This window comes from Streptomyces fradiae ATCC 10745 = DSM 40063, assembly GCF_008704425.1.
GTDB classification, from domain to species: Bacteria; Actinomycetota; Actinomycetes; order Streptomycetales; family Streptomycetaceae; genus Streptomyces; species Streptomyces fradiae.
The window spans coordinates 6,694,005-6,716,108 of the sequence record NZ_CP023696.1 but is presented as its reverse complement, the minus strand read 5'-3'; the positions used below and the strand labels follow the sequence as shown (position 1 = coordinate 6,716,108).

At 74.8% G+C, this 22,104-nt stretch carries 17 protein-coding genes; 7 read left to right on the top strand and 10 right to left on the bottom strand.

Features of this window, described 5'->3' with window-relative positions; genetic code table 11:
- Positions 1-88 precede the first annotated feature (88 nt).
- Complete coding sequence (locus CP974_RS31080) at positions 89-673, bottom strand: DUF8841 domain-containing protein (protein WP_494485999.1); 585 nt, start codon at positions 671-673, stop codon at positions 89-91.
- 349 nt (positions 674-1,022) lie between these two features.
- Between CP974_RS31080 and CP974_RS29300 the strand changes: the two genes are divergently transcribed.
- Positions 1,023-2,264 carry a phospholipase D-like domain-containing protein gene (locus CP974_RS29300; protein ID WP_078915259.1) on the top strand — a complete coding sequence of 414 codons (1,242 nt, stop codon included), beginning with the start codon at positions 1,023-1,025 and terminating at the stop codon, positions 2,262-2,264.
- A 33-nt stretch (positions 2,265-2,297) separates the two neighbouring features.
- On the opposite strand, the gene CP974_RS29295 is transcribed toward CP974_RS29300, so the two are convergent.
- Entirely contained in the window at positions 2,298-3,476 is a 1,179-nt protein-coding gene (locus tag CP974_RS29295) for a PP2C family protein-serine/threonine phosphatase (protein WP_031127942.1), read from the bottom strand.
- A gap of 136 nt (positions 3,477-3,612) precedes the next feature.
- Positions 3,613-4,395 carry a type I methionyl aminopeptidase gene (gene map / locus CP974_RS29290; RefSeq protein ID WP_031127941.1) on the bottom strand — a complete coding sequence of 261 codons (783 nt, stop codon included), beginning with the start codon at positions 4,393-4,395 and terminating at the stop codon, positions 3,613-3,615.
- Between the two features lie 62 nt (positions 4,396-4,457).
- On the opposite strand from map, the gene CP974_RS29285 reads away from it, so the two are divergent.
- Positions 4,458-4,760, top strand: coding sequence for a helix-turn-helix domain-containing protein (locus CP974_RS29285; protein ID WP_031127940.1), 303 nt, complete (start codon positions 4,458-4,460; stop codon positions 4,758-4,760).
- A gap of 141 nt (positions 4,761-4,901) precedes the next feature.
- Here the strand turns inward: CP974_RS29285 and CP974_RS29280 are convergent, their stop codons facing one another.
- Together CP974_RS29280 and CP974_RS29275 are read right to left on the bottom strand one after the other, a co-directional pair.
- Positions 4,902-5,816: a helix-turn-helix domain-containing protein gene (locus CP974_RS29280; RefSeq protein ID WP_031127939.1), complete on the bottom strand. Its 915-nt coding sequence runs from the start codon at positions 5,814-5,816 to the stop codon at positions 4,902-4,904.
- A gap of 235 nt (positions 5,817-6,051) precedes the next feature.
- Complete coding sequence (locus tag CP974_RS29275; protein ID WP_031127938.1) at positions 6,052-6,750, bottom strand: alpha/beta fold hydrolase; 699 nt, start codon at positions 6,748-6,750, stop codon at positions 6,052-6,054.
- A 426-nt stretch (positions 6,751-7,176) separates the two neighbouring features.
- On the opposite strand from CP974_RS29275, the gene CP974_RS29270 reads away from it, so the two are divergent.
- Both CP974_RS29270 and CP974_RS31050 read left to right on the top strand, forming a co-directional pair.
- Positions 7,177-7,386, top strand: coding sequence for an MbtH family protein (locus CP974_RS29270; protein WP_031127937.1), 210 nt, complete (start codon positions 7,177-7,179; stop codon positions 7,384-7,386).
- Between the two features lie 531 nt (positions 7,387-7,917).
- The gene (locus CP974_RS31050; RefSeq protein ID WP_078915257.1) at positions 7,918-8,073 is read left to right on the top strand and encodes a response regulator transcription factor; all 156 of its coding nucleotides are present in this window, start codon (positions 7,918-7,920) and stop codon (positions 8,071-8,073) included.
- A 79-nt stretch (positions 8,074-8,152) separates the two neighbouring features.
- Here CP974_RS31050 and CP974_RS29260 read toward each other — a convergent pair whose 3' ends face one another.
- From CP974_RS29260 to leuC, 5 genes are all read right to left on the bottom strand, one after another.
- Positions 8,153-9,328, bottom strand: coding sequence for a LeuA family protein (locus CP974_RS29260; protein WP_031127936.1), 1,176 nt, complete (start codon positions 9,326-9,328; stop codon positions 8,153-8,155).
- 19 nt (positions 9,329-9,347) lie between these two features.
- Positions 9,348-10,355 (bottom strand): TauD/TfdA family dioxygenase, encoded by a 1,008-nt coding sequence (locus CP974_RS29255; RefSeq protein WP_031127935.1) that lies wholly within the window; start codon positions 10,353-10,355, stop codon positions 9,348-9,350.
- 1 nt (position 10,356) lies between these two features.
- Entirely contained in the window at positions 10,357-11,565 is a 1,209-nt protein-coding gene (locus tag CP974_RS29250; RefSeq protein ID WP_051838818.1) for a pyridoxal phosphate-dependent aminotransferase, read from the bottom strand.
- Positions 11,562-12,158 carry a 3-isopropylmalate dehydratase small subunit gene (gene leuD, locus CP974_RS29245; protein WP_031127933.1) on the bottom strand — a complete coding sequence of 199 codons (597 nt, stop codon included), beginning with the start codon at positions 12,156-12,158 and terminating at the stop codon, positions 11,562-11,564. The genes CP974_RS29250 and leuD overlap by 4 nt, the downstream gene beginning before the upstream one ends.
- 262 nt (positions 12,159-12,420) lie before the next feature.
- The gene (gene leuC, locus CP974_RS29240) at positions 12,421-13,815 is read right to left on the bottom strand and encodes a 3-isopropylmalate dehydratase large subunit (RefSeq protein WP_031127931.1); all 1,395 of its coding nucleotides are present in this window, start codon (positions 13,813-13,815) and stop codon (positions 12,421-12,423) included.
- Positions 13,816-14,294: 479 nt separating this feature from the next.
- On the opposite strand from leuC, the gene CP974_RS29235 reads away from it, so the two are divergent.
- The 3 genes from CP974_RS29235 to CP974_RS29225 are packed head-to-tail and all read left to right on the top strand — an operon-like array spanning position 14,295 to position 22,104.
- Complete coding sequence (locus CP974_RS29235; RefSeq protein WP_051838817.1) at positions 14,295-20,108, top strand: non-ribosomal peptide synthetase; 5,814 nt, start codon at positions 14,295-14,297, stop codon at positions 20,106-20,108.
- A complete protein-coding gene (locus tag CP974_RS29230) occupies positions 20,102-21,379 on the top strand; it encodes an MFS transporter (protein WP_031127929.1) in 1,278 nt (425 codons plus the stop codon). Before CP974_RS29235 ends, CP974_RS29230 begins: the two co-directional genes overlap by 7 nt.
- On the top strand, positions 21,376-22,104 hold the full coding sequence (locus CP974_RS29225; RefSeq protein ID WP_031127928.1) for a thioesterase II family protein: 729 nt from the start codon (positions 21,376-21,378) through the stop codon (positions 22,102-22,104). The genes CP974_RS29230 and CP974_RS29225 overlap by 4 nt, the downstream gene beginning before the upstream one ends.

Genomic DNA, 22,104 nt, shown 5'->3' with positions numbered 1-22,104 from the left:
CACTGCCACACAATCCACACCACCCCAACCCCGGAACGAAACCTCCAGCGGATGGAAGCAAACACTCAATGACACCTTCTGCTCAGGCTCAGCTACTTTCCGGCCGGTTCGGTTCGCAGGCTGCCGGGGTGGTGGCCGGGCACCCACTGGCCGGTCGCCGGGTCCTGCACGGCCCGGGTGGGGGGCGCAGCGCGGTCGTCAGCTCCAAGCCGGTGACGGCTGTGGAGCCGCGTGGGGTGGTGACGCGTCGGGCGTAGGTGCCGAGGACGCGGGTGATCTCGGGCGGGCTCGTGTCGGCGATGCCGGGCCAGGAGCGGGTCTCGAGGGCGTCCCACGGCAGGACCGCGAGCTGCACGCACTGCCGCCTCTCGCGCCCCTGCGCGGTGCGGTGGATGCGGGCCTGCGGGCCGAAGGCGCGCTGGGTCAGCCGCCACTTCGCCCGCCCCTGCTGCCGGATGACCGGGGGGCCTCGGGCAGGCGCAGGCCCCGGCGGTCCTCGAGCCGCTCCGGCAGGCCGAGACTGACGGCGGCGGGGGGTGTGGCCGCGGGGCAGTCCAGCACGAGGCCGTCGATCCCGTACGCGCGGCCGTCGCCGTCCAGGGCAGCGAGCGGGCCGTGGGGAAGCGCGGGTCGCCGCCTGCTGTGCCGGCGCCCGTCGGTCGGGCTCACTCATGGGGAGGGTGCCGGGGCGCGCGCTCCCCGCCGGGCGGCGGCCCATGCTCAACCCTGACTTTAGTCTCGCTCTTGCCCTCTGCGTGAACCGGGGCGCCGCGCGGAATGCGTGCGGCCGGGGCGCGTCCGCGCCGGTGGGTGGGGTTTTCGAGTGGTGGGGGCGTGTTTGGAGACCTGCTCCGAGGGCACGTGAGCCGATCGGGTGACACGATGGACGCGTGCGGGCCCGGCGCTGCCGCACGGCGCGGCCTCGCGTCCGCAGGTCCCCGCCGCACCGGTTCCCGCTCGATGTTCTTCACTCGGCCGATCGGGCGGCCGTGGCAGTCAGGAACGTACAGGAGCTGGTGAGGATGTCCGTGGACCGAGCGCAGACCGGCGCCCCGAACCATCGCGCGGGGGGCGGCGTGACCGACGGTGGCGGTCACGCACAGGCGCCGGCGGAGCGTTCCCAGCGACTCAGACGCCGTCTGGAGCGGCTCATCGGCGTCGCCGCCACGGAGGGGAACGAGCTGGTCCCCCTGCGCAACGGCGACCGGATCTTCCCCGCCATGCTGGACGCGATCCGCGGCGCCGAGCACACCATCGACATGATGACGTTCGTCTACTGGCGCGGCGAGATCGCGCACGAGTTCGCCGCCGCGCTCGCCGAGCGGGCGCGCGCCGGGGTGCGGGTGCGGCTGCTGCTGGACGGCTTCGGCGCGAAGAGGATCGAGCAGGAGCTGCTGGACCGGATGGAGGAGGCCGGGGTGCGCGTGGTGTGGTTCCGCAAGCCGCTGTGGCTCTCCCCGCTGAAGCAGAACCACCGCTGCCACCGCAAGGCGCTGATCGTCGACGAGCACACGGCCTTCACCGGGGGTGTGGGCATAGCGGAGGAGTGGTGCGGAGACGCGCGGCACGCGGGCGAGTGGCGCGACACGCACGTGCGGCTGCGCGGTCCGGCCGTCGACGGGATCGCCGCCGCCTTCGCGCAGAACTGGGCCGAGTGCTGCGACGACCTCTACGACGCCCGCGACCGCTTCACCGAGCACGCCCAGGTCGGCAGCTCCGTCGTCCAGGTCGTGCGCGGCTCGGCCAGCCTGGGCTGGCAGGACATGCAGACCTTGCTGCGGGTCGCGCTGACCTCCGCCGAGGAGCGCTTCCGCCTGGCCACCGCGTACTTCGCGCCCGACCCCTACTTCGTGGACCTGCTGTGCGCGACCGCCCGGCGCGGCGTGCGCGTGGAGATCCTGCTGCCCGGCCCCCACACCGACCAGCGGGTGTGCCGGCTGGCCGGGCAGGGGTTCTACTCCCGGCTCCTGGACGCCGGGGTCGGCATCTTCGAGTACCAGCCGACCATGATGCACGCGAAGATCATCACGGTGGACGGGGTGGCCGCGCTGATCGGCTCCACCAACTTCAACCGGCGGTCGATGGACCACGACGAGGAGGTCATGCTCGCCGTCCTCGACGAGGGGTTCACCGCCTCCCTGGACCGCGACTACGACCAGGACCTGTCGCGGGCGGCGCCCGTGGACCCGGCGCGCTGGCGCAGGCGGGCGGCCGTGCAGCGGGCACGGGAGGCGGCGGTGGTGCCGCTGCGGTGGTTCCTGTGAGCGCACGGGCCGCGGGCCGGTGAGGCGGGCCGCTCAGCGGTGCGCCGCCAGGGGGCCGGTGCCGTGCCAGTCGAGCACCATCGTGGTCGCGTCGTCGGAGAGCTGGCCCCGGCATGCCTCCTGGATGGCGTCGGTCAGGGTTCTGACCACTTCCCGGGGGTGTTCGTCGCGGGTGGCTCGGAGAAGGTCCGCGAGGTCGACGGCTCCGGCCGCGCGGTCCTGCATGCCGTCGGTGATGAGGACCAGGCGGTCACCGGGCCGCAGTTCCAGTCTCTGGGTCTGGTAGGCGACCGGGGCCGGGGTGCCGAAGGGCAGGTTGACCTTGAGGGGGACCTCCTCCACCCGGCCTCGCCGGAGACGCAGCGGCCAGGGGTGGCCGGCGTTGACCAGCCGGCAGGCGCCCGTGTCCAGGGTGATGTTCAGCAGCTGGCCGGTGGTGATGCCCCGGCCGTACGCCTGTACGGCCTCGTGCGCCGCGCGGGCCTGCCCGATGAGCGCCGCTCCCGACCGGCGCGCCCCTCTCAGGGCGTTGACCGTGAGCGTGGCCAGCAGGGCCGAGGCGGTGTCGTGGCCCATGGCGTCGGTGATCGACAGGTGCAGGGTGTCGCGGTTGAGGGCGTAGTCGTAGGTGTCGCCGCCGATGTCGTCGGCCGGGACCAGGCCGCCGGCCAGGGTGAACTGCGGGGCCTCGCAGCTGGGGGCGGACGGGAGCAGCTGGTGCTGGATCTCCGCGGCCAGGCTCGTACGGGTCGTACGCCTCCCCCAGTGGTACAGGTCCGTGAAGCGGCGGTCGGTGACGACGATGTACGCCAGCGCGTGGGCGGCTCGCGCGACCTGGTCGCGCACCTCGTCGTCGGCGGCGGGCAGGGCCAGCTCCAGGAGGCCGACGCAGTCGCCCCGGTTGGTCACCGGCACCACCATGAGGACGCCGCCCTCGCCGTCGGGCTCCTCGTGGAGCCGCTGGTCGCGCAGGACGCGTTCGTACACGCTGTGGCGCAGGGCCACCCGCTCCGGTCCGCCCTCGCGCGGGGCCTCGCCGGCGCGGGGCAGCCGGACGACGTCCTGTCCGACCAGGTCCACGAGCAGGAACGTCACCACGCGTGCCCCGAACCGCTTCTCCAGGTTCCTGGCCACCACGTCCACCGACTCCACCGGCGCGGCGTCCTCCGCCGCCCGCAGCACCTCGTCCAACCCCAGACTCCCGCTGTCCACCCCGCACCTCCCCATCACTGACCACCGTCTTCCCGCCGGCGCCGCGGCCACTCCTCCGCGATGCCGAAGGGGTCGCCGCGCGGCGGGAGTCGGGGCGGCCGGGACGGTCACCGCGGGTGGGGACGAGGGAGCGGCCTCAACCGCGCGACGACCGCGGGAGGGTGAGGATCTCGGGCCCGTCGTCGGTGATGGCGATGGTGTGCTCGCTGTGCGCGGTCCGGCAGCCGGTGGCGCTGCGGAGCGTCCATCCGTCGGCGTCGGTGACGAGTTCGGCGGTGTCCGCCATGACCCAGGGCTCCAGCGCGAGCAGCAGTCCCGGGCGCAGCTTGTATCCGCGGCCCGGCCGCCCGGTGTTCGCGACGTGCGGGTCCTGGTGCATCGTCGATCCGATGCCGTGCCCGCCGAACTCGGTGTTGACGGGGTACCCCGCCTCGCCGAGGACGGTGCCGATGGCATGGGAGATGTCGCCGACGCGGGCGCCGGGGCGAGCGGCGGCGATCCCGGCGGCCAGCGCGCGTTCCGTCGCGTCGATCAGTGCGACGCTCTGCGGGGGCCGCGAGTCGCCCACGATGAAGCTGACGGCGGCGTCGGCGGCGACCCCGTTCCTGGACACGGCGAGGTCGAGGGTGAGCAGGTCTCCGTCGGCGAGGGTGTAGTCGTGGGGCCGTCCGTGGAGGACGGCGTCGTTGACGCCCGTGCAGACGTAGTGGCCGAACGGGCCGCGTCCGAAGGACGGGGCGTAGTCGACGTAGCAGGACTGCGCGCCCGCCTCGGCGATCAGGGACCTGGTCCACTCGTCGATGTCCAGGAGGTTCGTTCCGACCGTGCTGCGGGAGCGGAGCGTCTGCAGGATGTCGGCGACGAGCGCGCCGGTCTCTCTGGCGCGGGCCAGCAGGGTGGGGTTCAGGATCTCGATCACGCGACGCCTCCGGGTCTCCAATAACAATACCGGCCATACTTTACCGGTATTAGAGTGGGGCCATGGTCAGGCTCCCCCTCACCCCCGCAGAGGTCGAACGCGGACAGCGACTCGGCGCCCTCCTCCGCCTGGCCAGGGGGGATCGCTCGATGCTCGACACCGCGCTCGCCGCCGGGGTCTCGCCGGAGACCCTTCGGAAGATCGAGACCGGTCGCGTGGCCACCCCGGCCTTCCCGACCATCGCGGCGATCGCCGAGGTGCTGGGGCTCTCCCTCGACGCGGTGTGGGCGGAGATCAGCCGGCCCGAGCACGACGGTGGAGCGGTGGAGCAGGGTCGCGCCGCACCGGAGCGGTGGGCCTCGTAGCGGGGGCCTCCGGGGGCCGGGCTCGGCCCTCCCGGCCGGGCCCCCTCGGCGACGCACGGGCCGCTCCCCCGCGGCGGTGTACCGGCCGTCCGGCGCGCCCGGGCCCGCGGGGGCCGGCCCGAGCGGGGCGGGGCGGGGCGGCTACGGTGCCGGGCGCGCGGGGGCGGGGCGGAGTTCCGCCTCCAGGGCCCGCTCCAGCCACGCGTACTCCTCTCCGTGGTCGGGGCCCGGACGCCGTCCCCGTACGAGGGAGAGCAGCCGGCGCAGGCGCGGGGCGTCCGCGGCCAGCCCGGCCCTCAGATCCGCCAGGACGTCGGCCCGGTCGGCGTCGCGGAACAGGCGGGCCAGCAGGTCCGCCGCCCGCGGTCCACCGGGTTCCGCGCCGCCCTCGCGGGCCTCGGCGACGGCGTGCACGACGTGCAGCGTGAACCAGAGGGCGCCACCGGTGCTGCCGGGCGCGCACCGTTCCAGCAGGCGCCGCGTACGGGCCCGGTGGTCCGGATCGCGTATGAGCTCGGCGAGCTCCAGCCACGCCTCCACCTGCTCGGCGGACGGATCGTCGGGGAGCGTCAGAGGGGCGCGTCCCAGGCGGTCGCCCAGACCGGAGGCGCCCCGCAGGCCGTCGGACACCTCTCTCATGTAGCCCTCCACGGCGGCTCGGCGCTCGTCGGCCGAGAGTCGTGCCAGTTCGTTCACCAACGCTGTCTCCTCAGGGGTGGTTCCACGGCGCGCGACGACTGACAGAACCGCCCGGTTCAACCGGAGCGCGCTGATCCTCGCGTCCACCGCGGCGATGTGCCGGGCGGCGACGTCCGCGACGGCCGTCTCCCGGCGCAGGACGCGGCGCACCTCCTCCAGGCCCAGCCCGAGCTCCCGCAGGGTGCGGACGAGGCCGAGCCGGGCGACCGCGTCGGGGCCGTAGAGGCGGTAGCCGCCGGGCGACCGGCGGACGGGGGCGATGACGCCGGTGTCCGACCAGCGGCGGATGCTGCGGACACTCACCTGTGTCCGGTCGGCGAGTTGCCCGATGGTGAGCAGGGGTTCTTCGTCGTTCACGCGACCACTGTGGACCCTCCCTCCGGGGGAGACTCAAGTCCCGCGCGCCGGTGGACGGGCGGTGGCGCGGCCTCGCTCCGCCGGCCGTACCGTCCGGTGGCGGCGCACCACGCCGCCGGCGGCACCTGTCGACCACTCCCGGTGGCCCCCTGCCCGGCTCCAGGGGGCCACCGGGAGTGGGAAGGGCTGCCACCGGCCTGTCGCGCTCCGGCGGCGACGACACGTCCGGCACGCCTCAGGGGCGGCGCGGCGGGGTGGTCAGAAACGCCTTGACCTCGGCGGCGAAGGGCTCCGGCGCCGCCTCGTGGACGAGGTGCCCGACAGGGAGGGTGACCATCCGCCCGCCGGGGATGCGGCGGGCCAGTTCCTCGACGCCCTCCTGCGGCACGTGGCTGCCCGGGCCGCCGGCCACCACCAGGGTCCGCGCGGTGATCCGGTCGAGCCCAGCCAGCCAGGCGGGGTCGGGGGTGTCGATCTGCTTCCGCACGGCCAGGACCATCTCCCAGTCGAAGGGCAGCTCGCCGTCGGGCCGGGCCGGGGCGGTCGGCCTGCGGGGCCTCGGGGCGGCGACGTCCTCCAGGACCATCCGCCCCACCCGCCCGGGCTGCTCCTGGGCGAGCAGGTAGGCGACGATCCCGCCCAGGGAGTGCCCGACCAGGTCGACCCGGTCGAGCCCCAGCGTGTCCATGAAGCGGCGCACGTCGGCCCGCATCAGTTCCAGTGAGTACTCCCCCGGCCAGTCGCTGCGGCCGTGGCCGCGCAGGTCGAGCGCGTAGACGCGTCTGTCGCGGGCGAGGACCGGCACCAGGTGCCCCCAGTCGGCGCAATCCTTTCCCAGGGCGTGCAGCAGGAGAACCGGAGGCTTGTCCGGTCCGCCCGACATCCGGCAGGCCAGGCGGATTCCTCCGGAATCGACCCAGTGGTATTCGACCATGCCGGAAGGATATGCGGACAAGCCCCGCGGGACGGTCCGCCCCGGCCGCGGCGCGGATCCCCGCGCGGCCGCGCCGAAAGGAAGCGGACCGCCCCTTTCCATGCGATACGGGACGCCCTCCGTTCCCCGCCATTCCGTATTCCAATCGCTTCTTTTCGGCCGGTCCGGCCTTGTGGGCGGAATCCCCCTTCCGCCGCGGAAACAGGGCTCCCGCGAGAGGTCGCGGGCGGTAACACGAGGTCATGGGTGAATGCGCGGGACAGTCGCGGACTTCTCCCTCCGCTTGTGAAGATCGGTGTTCCTACTGGCCGTTCACCCGGAAAACCCTTGATCGATTTCGTTGCGCCGGTGTTACGATCCCCGGGCTGCACCTCTAACGAGCCATATCCGCCACTCGCGCCCTGCACGGCAGGGGAGGGAGCACACATGCTGAATCCCTTTGATGACCCGGACGGAACGTTCGTCGTCCTGCGGAACGAGGAGAACCAGCACTCGCTGTGGCCGGCGCGCATGGACGTGCCGGAGGGCTGGTCCGTCGCCTTCGGGGAGCACGGCCGCGGGGAATGCCTCGCCTACGTGGAGGAGAACTGGCCGGACATCCGGCCCGCGGGCGCCGGCCGCGGGCCGTCTCGGTGACCGTAGTCGGGGAGTTGGCGTCCGCCCCCTGGTCCGCCTCCTCGGTCCCCGAGGGGCGGACGGCGCGCGTTCGCACGCTGATCGCCGACCACGACCCCATCTCCCGGCACTTCCTCGAGGACGCGCTGCGCGCCGACGGGCTCATCGACGTCGGCGCGGCCATCGACGCGCGCACCCCCGTGGCGCAGTGGCCGCTGCGCCGCGTCACCGTCGTCGTCCTCGGACTCAGCCAGGGCGACCTGCTGCTCGGCAGGGTCGGAGAGCTGGCGGAACGACGCCTCCGGCCGCTGGTCGTCGGGCTGGACTGGACCCGACAGCACCTCAACGACGTGCTGGCGGCGGGCGCGTGGGGCTGCCTGGAGAAGGACACCCGCCCGGAGAGCGTGCTCAGCGGGGTGCACGCGGTGGCGCACGGCAACCGGGTGCTCTCCCCCTCGCTCCTGGAGTACTACGTACCCCGCCTCGAGGCGGCGGCGCGGCGCGGCGGAGTCGGTACGCCGGCTCACCCGGCGGGAGCGCCAGGTCCTCGTCCTGCTGGCGCAGGGGCTGTCCACGTCGGAGGTGGCGAGGCAGTGCGGGGTCTCCACGGCCACGGTCAAGAGCCACGTCTCGCACGCCCTGGCCAGACTGGGCGCGCGCAACCGGCTCGAGGCGGTGCTGATGCTGCGGGAGGACGCGGTGCCCTGAGGAGGCCGGCCCCGCCGGACGGGCACGGGGCCCTCACAGGTGAGACGTGAGGGCCCCGTGCCACCGGGCCGGCCGGCCGTCAGCGGCCGGCCAGCTCGCGGGCGAGCCGGTCCCGTACGACGGCGAGGTCCTCGCTGTCGGAGCCCTCCCGTCCGGTGATGTACCGGTGGTACAGCTCGGTGAACTGCTCGTCGGTGGTGCCGACGCCGAGCTGGTCCAGCAGATGCCGCAGGATGGTGCGGCCCGAGTGGCGGCCGATGAGGAGGGCCCGCTCGCGGCCGAACCGGGCCGGTTCGACGTACTCGTACGTCGCGGGGTTGCTGAGGATGCCCTGCTGGTGGATGCCCGCGGTGGTGCCGAAGGCGTACCGGCCGAAGATCGGCTTATTGCGGGGCTCCTCCAGGCGGATGACGCGGCGCAGCGCCGTGTACGCCTCGTACATGCCGGCGGTGTCGATGTCGGTGTGCAGGCCGTACTGCCCGCCCTTGTAGGCGAGGAGCGCGGCGAGTTCCTCCAGCGGGGTGTTGCCGCCGCGCTCCCCGATGCCGCCCAGGGTCACCTGGACCTCGTCGGCGCCGGCCACCAGGCCGGCGACCGCGTTCGCCAGCGACAGCCCGAAGTCGTTGTGGCAGTGGGTGGAGAGGCGCACCGGGCGCGGGGCCCACGCGCGCACCTTCGCCACCAGCGCGCCGAACTCCTCCGGGGTGGCGCATCCCGTGGTGTCGGCGAGGATGACGCAGTCCGCCCCGGCGTCGAGAGCGCCGTCGCAGAGCGCCCTCACCAGGTCGTCGCTGCCCCGGCTGGCGTCCTCGATCCCGACCGACACATGGCGGACGCCGAGCGCGCGGGCGAATCCGACGGTGTCGGTGACCTCCCGCACGGCCTGCTCGCGGGTGATGCCCCGCTTGTGCTCCAGATGGATCTCGCTGCCCGTGGCGACGAGCTGCACCTCGTGGTTGCCCGTGCCGCCCGCCTCGACGGCGACCTCCACGTCCTGGCGCGTCGTCCGCGAGAAGGTGGCGAGGCGGGCGCGCTTCAGGGTCTGGGCGATCAGCCGCGTCGCCTCGAAGTCCCTCGGGGACGACGCCGGGAAGGCCGCCTCCACGACATCGACGCCCAGGGCCTCGATGCGCTGGGCCATCTCCACCTTCTCGTCGGGCTCCATCGCGTTGCCGGGGGCCTGCTCGCCGTCCCGCAGCGTCGTGTCGACCACGGAGACCCGGCGGGTCGGGCGGTCTTCCGGTCTCACCGTCATGGCACTCCTCGTGTTGTCGTCAGTCGCCGACCCGGCCGCGCACGCCGTCCACCCAGTGGTCGGCGTGGCGGTCGGCGGCGGCCTGGTCGCGGAAGGCGTACGTCTTGAGCAGCCACCGGCTGCGGGCGCGCCGCGGGTCGTCCACCTCGACGCGCTCCCGGTTGTGCAGGCCCTCCTGATTGGCGAAGGTGAGGAAGTCGCCGGTGAGGACGCGGTGCCGGATCCGCTCCGCGCGGGCCAGCGCGTTCTTCAGCGCGATGAGCGCGTCCTTGGCCTCGCCGGGACAGCCGCCCGCCGCCGCCGTGTGGGTGTCCAGGTAGCGGAAGCTGTGGGACCCCTCCAGGATCGGGTGGGGCCCGGAGGCGGTGAGGCCGCCGTTGCCGTCGCGGGACACCACGTCGAACGGCGTGGTGTAGTACGGCTGCCGCAGTACCGCCTGCTCGGCGGGGGCGAGGTGGGCCAGCAGTGCGCGGCCGTCCACGAAGCCGGTGTAGACGAGGTCCTGCTCGGGGCAGCGCATGCCGAGCAGGGAGATGAAGTCCGCCCGGACGCGGTGGGCGGTGCGGTCGTTGTGGAAGACCAGCTCGCCGTCGGTGAAGCCGGTCTGCCGGCCCGCGTACCTGTCGTGGGCGATGACGTCGGTGAAGAAGTCGCCGTTGAAGCGTGTCGCGTACGCCAGGAGGGGGGTCCCGGCGAGCCGCGCGAACAGCTCGTGGAACGCCTCGGCGACGAACGTGTGCTTGCGCGCGTACTTGTCGGCGAGCGGGTCGCCGTTGCCGATCTTTGGTACGTGCGCGTCCAGGGGGCAGTTGCGCAGGACGTGGGCCGCGCGGGCCCCGGTGGCGCGCTCCTCCCGGATCGCCGCGCAGACCTGCGGCAGGAACGCCGGGAGGGCGCCGCCCCCGACGAGGTCGCCCACGGACCGCGAGAAGGCGGGGTAGTCGCGGTAGGGGTCGCCCTCGACGGCCTCCAGGAGCGCGCGGAGCTCCAGCCGTTCGGCGTCGGTCAGTGTGTGGAGGGGCTTCATGTCACATCCCGGTGGACGGGGCCGCCCGGCCGGGGGCAAGGTCCCGGACGAAGACGGCCAGGCGGTCGAGGGCGGCGTCGAGGACCGGGGCCCCGGTCGCGAACGAGATCCGGACGTGCCCGCGGCCGCCGGGGCCGAAGGCCGATCCGGGGGTCACCGCGACGGCCGCCTCGGCGAGCAGCGCCTGCGCGAAGGCGTCGCCGTCGGGGATGCCCGTGCCGGTGATGTCGGCGAACGCGTAGAAGGTACCGGCCGGTGGCGGGCACACCACACCGGGCAGCCCGTTCAGCGTGCGGGTGACCAGCGCGGCGCGGGCGGCGTATGCGGCGGCCGCCTCCCGCAGGGCGTCCTGCGGTCCGCGCAGCGCGGCCACTCCCCCGGCCTGGACGAACGATCCGGCGCACGCCACGGTGTGCTGGTGGACGGCGAGCATCGCGGCGACGACGTCCCGCGGGCCGGCCGCGTAGCCCAGGCGCCAGCCGGGCATGGCGTACCCCTTGGAGAAGCCGTTCACGGTCACCGTGCGGTCGGCGCAGTCCCGGCGGGCGGCGATGCTGAGGTGCTCACCGGAGAAGACGATCTTCTCGTAGACCTCGTCGGTGACGATCATCAGGTCGTGTTCGGCGGCGAACCCCGCGATGGCGTCGGCCTCCCGCGCGGTGAGGACTCGTCCGGTCGGGTTGTGCGGGGTGTTCAGCACGAGGGCCCTGGTGCGGGCGGTGACGTGCCGGTCGAGGCGGGCGCGGGTGACGGCGAACCCGTCGCGGGGTGACAGCTCGGCCCAGACCGGCACGGCGCCGGCGAGCCGGGCCATGGCCCCGTAGCTGCCCCAGCCCGGTGTCGGGACGAGCACCTCGTCGCCGGGGTCGAGAACGGCCGTCAGGGCGGTGAAGAGGGCGTGCTTGGAGGAGGGCGTGACGAGGACCTGGGTGTCCGGGTCGACGTCCACCCCGTTGTCCCGGCGCAGCTTCTCGGCGACGGCCTGCCGCAGCTCGGGGAGTCCGCGGCTGGCCGTGTAGTGGGTGAAGCCGGCGAGCAGCGCCTTCGATGCGGCGACCGCGACGTGCCGCGGGGTGTCGAACCCCGGGTCGCCGCCACCGAGGTCGAGCACGTCGGTGCCGCGGGCCCGCAGCTCCTGCACCCGGTCGTTGAGGGCGACGGTGGCGGACGGCGCGACCTCGGCGCAGCGCCGCGCGACGCGTCCTCTCATGCCGCCGTGCCCGAGGTCGGCAGCCCCGGCCTGCGACGCTGCTCGTAGGCGGCGATGTCGTCGGCGTACCGGAGCGTGGCGTCGATCTGGTCCAGCCCGGCGAGCAGCCGGGCGCGGGTGTCCTCGCCCAGCGTGAAGGGCTCGTGGAGTGCGCCGGCGCGGACGGTCATCGCGCGCAGGTCGACGGTGACCTCGGTGCGCGGGTCGGCTTCGACGGCGTCCCACAGGGCCTCGACGCGGCCGGTGGGCAGTGTCACGGTGAGAAGTCCCGCCATGAGCGAGTTGGCCCGGAAGATGTCCGCGAACCGGGGCGCGACGACGACCCGGAACCCGAACTCCTGCAGCGCCCAGACGGCGTGCTCGCGGGAGGACCCGGTGCCGAACATCTCGCCCGCGACGAGGACGCTGGCGCCCTGGTACTCGGGGCGGTTGAGCACGAAGCCGGGGTCCTGGCGCCAGTCGCCGAACAGCCCGTCGGCGTAGCCGGTGCGCCGGTGGGTGGCGCAGAACCTGCCGGGGATGATCTGGTCGGTGTCGACGTCGCTGCGCCGCAGGGGCGCGGCGGTGCCGGTGTGCACCGTGAAGCTGCGCATGGTGGTCACTCCGTCGTCGGTGCGGTCGGTCGGGCCGCCCCGGCCGGCCGGGACCGCCCGGCGGCTCCGGCCGGGCGGTTCGTCGTGCGGGCGGCGGGGGCCGTGCGGGCGGCTCGCGCGGTGCGGGCCGCGTGGGCGGTGCGGGGAGGTCCGGCGGTGCGGGGGGTGCGGGCCGTGCGGGCGATGTGGGAGGTACGGGAGGCAGGGGCGGTGCGGGGGGTGCGGGCGCCGGGCTCCTCGCCGGTCGAGCCCGCCCGGCCGGTCACAGGTCGCCCGGGGCCGCGAGCCGCCCCGCCACGGCCGTCGCCGCCGCGACCGGTGGCGAGACCAGGTGGGTGCGGGCGCCGGGGCCCTGGCGGCCCTCGAAGTTCCGGTTGCCGCTCGACGCGGACCGGGTGCCCGGGGTGAGCCGGTCCTCGCCGAGGGAGACGCACATCGAGCAGCCGGCGGCGGCCCGGAAGTCGGCGCCGGCGCGGGCGAAGACCTCGTCCAGGCCCTCGGCGACGGCCTGCCGGCGCACCCTCATCGACCCGGGCACGATCACCATCCGCACCCCGTCGGCCACCCTGCGCCCGTCGAGCACCTCGGCGGCGGCCCGCAGGTCCTCGATGCGGCCGTTGGTGCAGGAGCCGAGGAACACCACGTCGATCGGCACGTCCCGCATGGGGGTGCCGGGACGCAGGTCCATGTAGGACAGCGCCCGTTCCGCCGCGGTGCGCAGCGCCGGGTCGCCGAAGTCGTCCGGGTGGGGGACGCGCCCGTCGAGGGGGATGCTCTGCCCGGGGTTGGTGCCCCAGGAGACGTACGGGCGCAGCTCCCCCGCGTCGAGGGCCAGCTCCTTGTCGAAGACGGCGTCCGGGTCGGTGAAGAAGCCGCGCCAGTACGCCTCCTCGCCCGCCGGGGGCGATCCGCCGAGGACGGAGCGCAGGTAGGCGAAGGTGGTCTCGTCGGGGGCGATGATCCCGGCCGCGGAGCCCATCTCGACGGTCATGTTGCACAGCGTCATGCGCGCCTCCATCGAGAGCGCGGCGATCGCCTCCCCCCGGTACTCGACGACATGGCCCTGGCCGGCTGTCGTCCCGTACCGCCCGATCAGCGCGAGCACCATGTCCTTGGCGGTCACGCCGGGGGGCAGCGTGCCGGTGACGGTGACCCGCATGTCGCGCGGTCTGCGCTTGGGCAGGGTCTGGGTGGCGAGCACGTGCTCCACCTGGCTGGTGCCGATGCCGAAGGACAGGGCGCCGAAGGCGCCGAGCGTGGTGGTGTGCGAGTCGCAGCAGACGATGGTCATACCCGGGTGGACGAGGCCGAGCTCGGGGGCGATCACGGCGTAGATGCCCTGGCCGGGGCCGCCGAGCCGGTGGAAGGGGATGCCGAACTCGGCGCAGTTGTCGCGCAGCAGCGTGCGCTGCATGCGGCGGCCCTCCACCGGGTCGTACCGGTCGACGGAGATCGTGGGCGTGCTGTGGTCCTCGGTGGCGACGGTCAGGTCGGGCCTGCGGACCGTGCGCCCGGCCGCCCGCAGGGCGTCGAACGCCTGGGGGGTGTTCACCTCGTGCAGCAGGTGCATGTCGATGTAGAGCAGGTCCTCGTCGCCGACGCCGGGTCGGACGGTGCGGGACTGCCAGACCTTCTGGGCGAGGGTCGTGCCTGCCATGCCGCGTGGGCCCTTCGGTCGGGGGCGGACGGTGGGGAGGACCGGTGACCGCCGGAGCGGTCCGGTCCGGGGCGGTGCGGTGCCGGGGCGGTGCCGGGGCGGTGCGGTGCCGGTGCGGTGCGGTGCCGGGCTCGGGGCCCGCGTGCGGGCCCGGGGCCGCTCCGGCGGTAAGGGCGCTCCGTTCCCGGAGGGGCCGCTCCGGGCTTGCCGGGTGGGACGGGTGAGACGGATGGGACGCATGCCGGATGGGGTGGATGGGGCGGCGCCGTACGCCTGCGGACCGGGCGGGTGCCCCGGTACCTCATCGCAGCACGGGCGCCGGGCCGGCCGGTATCCGGCGGCGGTCGTGGTCGCCTCCACTTCCGGATGACCCCTCCATGCCGGTGGGGCTCCGCCTCGTCCACCGGCCGAAGACGCGGGGCGTCCGTCCTGCCAGGCTCGGCCGGACCTTGTGACTCCGGCGATCCGAAGGGCGAGCGTTGATAGCGACTGGATACGGCCTCGACGAAGCGGCGTCCCTGCTCGACGGCTTCCTCTCCTCCGTCCGCCGGTTCCCCGGGCGGGTCGCGGTCGGCGACGGCGAGCGGTCCCTGACCTACGCCGAGCTGGACGGCGCCGCCGACCGCCTCGCCGCGGAGCTGCTCGCCGCCCCGGACGCGGGCGCACCCGGCGAGGGCGCACCCGGCGAGGGCCCGGAAGCCGGGGACGGCCGCGGCGGCGCGCCGGTCGTCATCCTCCTGGAGCGCGGGGTGGAGATGGTCGTCGCCGCCCTCGCCGCGCTGAAGACGGGCCGGGCCTACGTGCCGGTGGACCCGGCCACGCCGCCCGCCCGGCTGGAGTCGGTCCTCGGGGACGTCCGCCCCGAGGTGGTGGTCTCCTCGCGCGGGTTCGCCGACCGGTTGCCGCCGGGCCCGCGCGTCGTGTGGGCCGACGGGCCCCTGAGCGGTCCGCCGCGGGCGGGGGCCGCGCCGCCGGTGCACCCGGCCGCCCCGTCGGACTGCGCGTACATCGTCTTCACCTCCGGTACGACGGGCCGCCCCAAGGGCGTGCGGGTCTCCCAGCGCAACGTGCTGAACCTGTTCGCGTCCACGGCTCCGCTCTTCGGCTTCTCCGCCGAGGACGTGTGGTCGGTCTTCCACTCGTTCGCGTTCGACTTCTCCGTGTGGGAGATCTGGGGGCCGCTGCTCACGGGCGGCCGCGCGGTCGTCGTGCCGGAGGCGACCGCCAAGGACCCGGCGGCCTTCCGCCGGCTCCTGCGGGACGAGGGGGTGACGGTGCTCAGCCAGACGCCCACCGCCTTCGCCCAGCTGGTGCGGGAGGAGGCGCGGCACGCCGACGCGCTGCCGCTGCGGTGGGTGGTCTTCGGCGGGGAGGCGCTGCGTTTCGCGGAACTGTGCCCGTGGGTGGAGAAGTACGGCGACGAGCGCCCCCGGCTGGCCAACATGTACGGGATCACCGAGACCACCGTGCACGCCACGTTCCGGCGGGTGCTCCGCGCCGACCTCGGCGCGGACGCCAGCCTCATCGGCGCGCCGCTGCCGGGCTCCCGCATCCTCCTGGTCGACGAGGACCTGGTCCCCGTGCCGGACGGCACGGCCGGGGAGATGGTCGTCACCGGTCCGGGCGTCGCCCTGGGCTACCTGGAACGCCCCGAGCTGACGGCCGCCCGGTTCGTGGAACTGCCGGGCGGCGGGCGGGGCTACCGCTCGGGCGACCTGGCCCGGCGGCGCCCGGACGGCGACCTGGAGTTCGCCGGGCGGGCCGACGACCAGGTCAAGATCCGCGGCTTCCGGATCGAGCTCGGCGACGTCGAGGCGGCCCTGGTCCGGCATCCGGACGTGTCGGCCGCCGCCGTCGCCGTGCGCGAGTCGCCGGACGGCGACCGGAGCCTGGCGGCGTACACGGTCGGCGGCGCCGACCCGGCGGAGCTGCGCGCCCACATGGCCGCCGCGCTGCCCCCGTACATGGTCCCCGCCTCGTACACCCCGCTCGACGCGCTGCCGATGAACGCCAACGGCAAGCTGGACCGGGCCGCACTGCCGGAGCCGCGGGCCGGGGAGGCCGGGGCGGGCAGGGCACCGGCGACCGTGCACGAGGAGCTGCTGTGCGCCCTCTTCGCGCAGGCCCTTCAACGGCCCGCCGTCGGCCCGGACGACGACTTCTTCGCACTGGGCGGCCACTCGCTGTCCGCCATCCGGCTGGTCAACCGGGTCCGCGCGGCGCTCGGCCACGAGGTGCGCGTCCAGGACCTGCTCGACGCGCGGACCCCGGCGGCACTGGCCGGGCGGCTGCGGCCCGGCGGGGGGACGCCGCCGCTGACCGCCCGGCCCAGACCGCCGGAGATCCCCCTCTCGCACGCCCAGCGGCGCCTGTGGTTCCTGCACCGGATCCACGGCGGCTCGCCGGCGTACCACGTGCCGTACGCGCTGCGGCTGACCGGGGCCGTGGACGTCGCGGCGCTCGACGCGGCGCTCGGGGACCTGGTGGCCCGCCACGAGGTCCTGCGGACCGTCTACCCGGAGCGGGACGGCGTCCCTCACCAGCGCGTCCTGGACCCGGAGGCGGGCGAGGACGGGGGCGGGGAGGGCCGGCCGCCGCTGGCCGTGGTGCCGGTCGAGCCGGAGCGCGTGGACGAGCGGCTGCTGGAGGAGGCGCGGCTGCCGTTCGACCTGTCGCGGGACCTCCCGCTGCGCGCGGTGCTGCTGCGGACCGGGCCCGAGGAGAGCGTGCTGCTCCTGGTGGTGCACCACATAGCGGCCGACGGCTGGTCGATGGGGGTGCTCTTCCGGGACCTCGCCGACGCCTACAGCGCACGTACCCGCGGGGCGGCCCCCGACTGGGAGGCGCCGGCCGTGCAGTACGCGGACTACGCGCTGTGGCAGCGGGACGCGCTGGGCGACCCGGACGACCCGGACAGCACCGCGGCGCGGCAGACCGCTTTCTGGGCCGAGTACCTGGCCGGCGCCCCCGAGGAGCTGGACCTGCCGGCCGACCGGCCCCGACCGCGCGAGACGGCGTTCCGGGGCGGCGCGGTGCCGCTGGTGATCGACGCGGCCCTGCACACGCGGATCGCCGAGCTGGCCGCCGCGAGTGCCTGCACCACCGGCATGGTGCTGCAGGCCGCGGTGGCCGGTCTGCTCACCCGCGTGGGCGCCGGTACCGACCTGCCGATCGGCGTGCCCGTGGCGGGCCGCGGCGACGAGGCGCTGCACCCGCTGGTCGGCTTCTTCGTGAACACCCTGGTGACCCGGGTCGACACCTCGGGCGACCCCTCGTTCCTGCGGCTGCTGCACCGCGTCCGCAAGAGCAGTCTGGACGCGTACGCCCACCAGGAGCTGCCGTTCGAGCGGCTGGTCGAGGTCCTCAACCCCGAGCGGTCCTCCAGTCGGCACCCGCTGGCCCAGGTCGTCGTGGGCGTGCAGCCGGCCGTCGCCGCGGACCTGGAGATGCCCGGACTCGCGGTCGACGCCCGGCCCGTCGGCGACCACACGGCCAAGTTCGACCTGTCGCTGAGCTTCGAGGAGCGGCGGGGGCCGGGCGGGGAACCCGAGGGCGTCGACGGGACCGCGGTCTACAGCGCCGACCTGTTCGACCACGCCACGGCCGAGCGGCTGGTGTGGCGCCTGCTGCGGTTCCTGGACGCCGCCACGGCCCGCCCCGAGGTGCCGATCGGACGGATCGACGTGCTCGGCGAGGCCGAGCGCAGGCGTGTGCTGGTGGAATGGAACGACACCGCGGCCCCGGCGCCCGGGTGCGCCACCGTGGCGGAGCTGTTCGAGCGGCAGGCGGACCGCGCGCCCGACCGGCTCGCCCTGGTGCAGGGCGGCACCCGGTGGACGTACCGCGAGCTCGACGAGCGGGCCAACCGGATCGCCCATGTGCTGCGGGGACTCGGGGCGGGCCCGGAGGTCATGGTGGGCCTGTGCCTGCCGCGCGGCCCGGAGTTCGTGGCGGCCGTGCTGGGGGTGTGGAAGGCGGGCGCCGCCTACATGCCGCTGGAGCCGGGGCACCCGCCGGCGCGGCGCGTCTTCATGCTCGCCGACAGCGGGGCATCGGTCCTGCTGACGACCGAGGAGCTGGGTGCGGACATGGACCTGCCGGAGGGCGTGGAGCGGGTGTGCCTCGACCGCGACCCGCGTCCCGCGGCCGCCCCCGCGGGCCGGCCGGCGCCGACCGCCGACGGCCGCAGCCCCGCGTACGCCGTGTACACCTCCGGGTCGACGGGGCGGCCCAAGTGCGTGCTCCTGGAGCACCGCGGTGTCGTGGGCAGGCTGCGGGACGCCGTCGCCTGCTTCGGGCTCACCGAGGACGACGTCAACCTCCAGGTGATCTCGCTGGGCTTCGAGGTGCCGGTGCGCGAGATCTTCGCCCCGCTGTCGGTGGGCGGGGCGGTGGCCCTGCTCCCGCCGGGCGCCGAACGCGACCCCGCTGCCGTGGTCCGGGTGATCCGGGAGGCCCGCCCCACCGTCGCCATCTGCGTCGTCCACTCGCTGCTGGAGTCGCTGCTCGCGTACCGGCCGGACCCGGCGGACCTGGCGTCGCTGCGGCTGGTGGGTACCGGCGGTGAGACGCTCCGTCCCGGCGAGGCGGAGGTGGTCATGCGCGAGTGGGGCTGCGCGGTGGTCAACCAGTACGGCCCGACCGAGACCACGATGATGGCCTGCGTCCACACCGTGGAGCCGCGCGACCTCGAGGGCCGCATCCCGGTCGGCCGCCCGCTGGCCGACACCCGCGTCTACGTGCTGGACGGCGCGCTGGAGCCGGTGCCCGTCGGCACCCCGGGTGAGGTGTACATCGCCGGGGCCGGCCTCGCGCGGGGCTACCCGGGCCGTCCGGGCCTCACCGCGGCGCGGTTCGTCGCCGACCCGTTCGGGGCACCGGGCGAGCGGCTGTACCGCACCGGCGACACGGCCCGCTGGCGGCGCGACGGGACCCTGGAGTTCACCGGGCGCGTCGACGACCAGGTGAAGATCCGGGGCTTCCGGATCGAGCCGGGTGAGATCGAGAACGTCCTCGCCGCGCACCCCGGCGTCGCGGCCACCGCCGTGGTCGTCCGGGAGGACCGGCCCGGAGACAGGCGGCTGGCCGCGTACGTGGTGCCGGCCGGCGGGGTGTCGCCCGGCCCCGGCGAGCTGCGCGACCACCTGGCGGCCCGGCTGCCGGAGCACATGGTCCCGCCGACCTTCACCGTCCTCGACGCGCTGCCGCTGCGGCTCAACGGCAAGGTCGACCGCGGTCGGCTGCCGGTGCCCGACGCCGCCGGCACGGTCGGCGCGCGCCCGCCGCGCACCCCGCAGGAGGACATCCTGTGCCAGCTCTTCGCCGAGGTCCTCGGGGTGCCCGAGGTGGGCATCGACGACGACTTCTTCGGGCTGGGCGGGCACTCGCTGCTCGCCGCCCGGCTGATCAGCCGGGTGCGTGAGACGACGGGCACGGAGCTGGCGATGAGCAGCCTGTTCAGCACGCCGACCGTGGCGGGCCTGGCCCGGCGGCTGGGGTCCGGCAGCAGCCGGGACTCCCTGGAGGTCATCCTGCCGCTGCGGCCGCACGGCACCCGTGAGGCGGTCTTCTGCATCCATCCGGGCGGTGGCCTGAGCTGGAGCTACGTGGGCCTGCTGCGGCAGGTCCCGCCGGAGTTCCCGGTCATCGGCGTCCAGGCGCACGGACTGCTGCACCCGGACGAGATGCCCGCCACCATCGAGGAGATGGCCGCCGACTACATCCGGCGGATCGAGGAGATCCAGCCGGAGGGCCCCTACCACCTGCTCGGCTGGTCGCTCGGCGGCATGGTCGCCTTCGAGATGGCGGTGCAGTGGCAGGCCAGGGGTGTGAAGACGGGCATGCTGGCGCTGCTCGACTGCTACCCCGGCATGCCCGACCACTTCCGCGTCGACGACCGCACGATGCTGCGCTCGCTGCTCGACCCGGAGAACCCGCAGGCCGTCCCCGAGGAGGGGTCCGCGGAGCTGGGCCGCGCCCTGGAGATCGTCAAGCGGGACACGGGAGCGCTCACCAGCCTGACGGAGCCGCAGATCGTGGCGCTGCTGCGGACGATGGCGCACAACCGGCGGATCGTGCGCGCCTACGAGCCCGGCCGGTACGCCGGGGACCTGCTGTTCTTCCTGGCGACCGAGGCGCGGGTCGAGGACGCGCCGACGCCCGACGTCTGGCGGGCGCACATCGGCGGCGAGCTGCGGTGGCACCCGGTCGAGGCGGCGCACATCACCATGGCCCACCCTGAGCCGCTGGCCGAGATCGGCCGCGTCGTCGCCGAGGAGCTGAGCACATGCTGAAGGCCCACAAGGCGCACGCCTCGGTGCTGCGGGACCGGTCCGTCCTCGCCCTGCTGTCGGCGCGGTCCGTGTCCCTGCTGGGCAACGCGATCACGCCGGTCGCGCTCGCCTTCGCCGTCCTGGGCATGCCCGGCGGGTCGGCGACCGTGCTGGGCACGGTCCTCGCGGTGCGGATGGCGTCGCAGATCCTCTTCGTCCTGGTGGGCGGGGTGATCGCCGACCGCTTCCCGCGGCAGCGGGTCATGGTCGGCGCGGACCTGGTCTCCGGGGCGGTGCACGCGGGACTGGCGCTGCTGCTGGTCAGCGGTGCGGCGACGCCGCTGTCGCTGGCGGCGCTGTCCGCCCTGAGCGGCGCGGCCGCCGCCCTGTTCGAGCCGGCGTCCCGTTCGGTGATGCCGCAGCTGGTGGAGGGCGACGCGCTGCAGTCGGCCAACGCGCTGCTGAAGCTGTCCATGCGCGGCGGCAGCATCCTCGGTGCGGCGCTGGCCGGTGTGCTGGTGGCGACGGTGGGGGCCGGGTGGACGCTGATGGTGGACGCGGGCACGTTCTTCCTGTCGGCGGCGCTGCTGGCACTGGTCCGCAAGGTCCCGGCGGCGGGCGGCGGGCCGTCGAAGACGATGGCGGCGGCGCTGCGCGAGGGGTGGCGGGAGTTCACCGCGCGGCAGTGGGTGTGGGTGATGGTCACTCAGCTGGCCTTCGTCAACGTCCTGCTGGCGGGCTCGTTCTACGTGCTCGGCCCGGTCGTGGCGAAGGAGGCCTACGGCGGGGCCACCGGCTGGAGCGCGATCCTCACCACGCAGGCCGTCGGCTTCGTGCTGGGCACGGTGGTCGCCATGCGCGTCCGGCCCGCCCGCCCCGTCCGGGCGGCCGCTCTCGCCACGGCGGGCTTCCCGCTGTCGCTCTTCTTCCTGGCGGCCGAGGCGCCGCTCGCCGCGGTGTGCGCCGCCGCGTTCGCGGCGGCGGTCTGCGTCGACGTGTACGAGGTGATGCTCGACACCGCGCTGCAGCAGCACGTCCCGCCGGAGGCTCTGTCGCGGGTGATGGCCTACGAGTCCCTCGGCACGTTCGCGCTGGTGCCGATCGGCGCCGCCGTGGTGGGCCCGGTCTCGGCGGGCGCCGGGGTGGGCCCCACGCTGGTGGGCGCCGCCGTGCTGATCGTCGCCGCGGGGCTCGCGGTGCTGCTGCTGCCCTCCGTGCGCTCGGTGCCCCCCGTGCCGGCGGCCTCGGCGGCCTCGGATGCCTCGGAGGGCGACCGGGAGGGAGCGCGATGACCGGCTTCCCGCCCTGGCTGCTGCGCCGTCCCGCCGGGGACGCCGCCGCGCGCGTGTTCTGCTTCCCGTACTCGGGGGTGGGGGCATCGATGTTCAGCCGCTGGCCGCGCTGGCTGGACGGCCCCGGCGGCACGGAGGTGTGCCCCATCCAGCTCCCGGCGCGGGAGAACCGCATCCGGGAACCGCACTTCCAGACGTACCAGGCCCTCGCGGAGGACCTGGTGGAGCCGCTGCTGCCGTACTTCGACCGGCCCTTCGCGTTCTTCGGCCACTGCGCAGGCGTGCTGCCGGCGTACGAGGCGGCGCTCCGGCTGTCGGGGGCCGGACTGCCCGCCCCGGCGCACCTGGTGGTGTCGGCGCAGGCCCCGCCCCACCACTGCCCGCACGACCGCTTCCTCTCCCTGAGCGACGGGGAGCTGTCGGCGGAGCTGGCCGCGATCGTCGAGGCCCGGGGCGGCGAGCCGCACCCGCTGCTGATCGAGCTCACCCTCTCGGTGCTCCACCAGGACCTGGAGAGCAACCGGGTCTACCGCCGGCGCGCGGCCGTCCTGCCCCGGACCCGGATCACCGTCGTGAACTGGTCGTCCGACCCGGAGGTGGACCTGCTCCTGCTGCGGGACTGGGAGGGCTACGCCTCCGACGTGCGCTTCCGCGAACTGCCCGGCGGGCACTACGCGTTCCTCAACGCCCCCGCCGAACTGCTCACCCTTCTCCAGGAGGCCTGA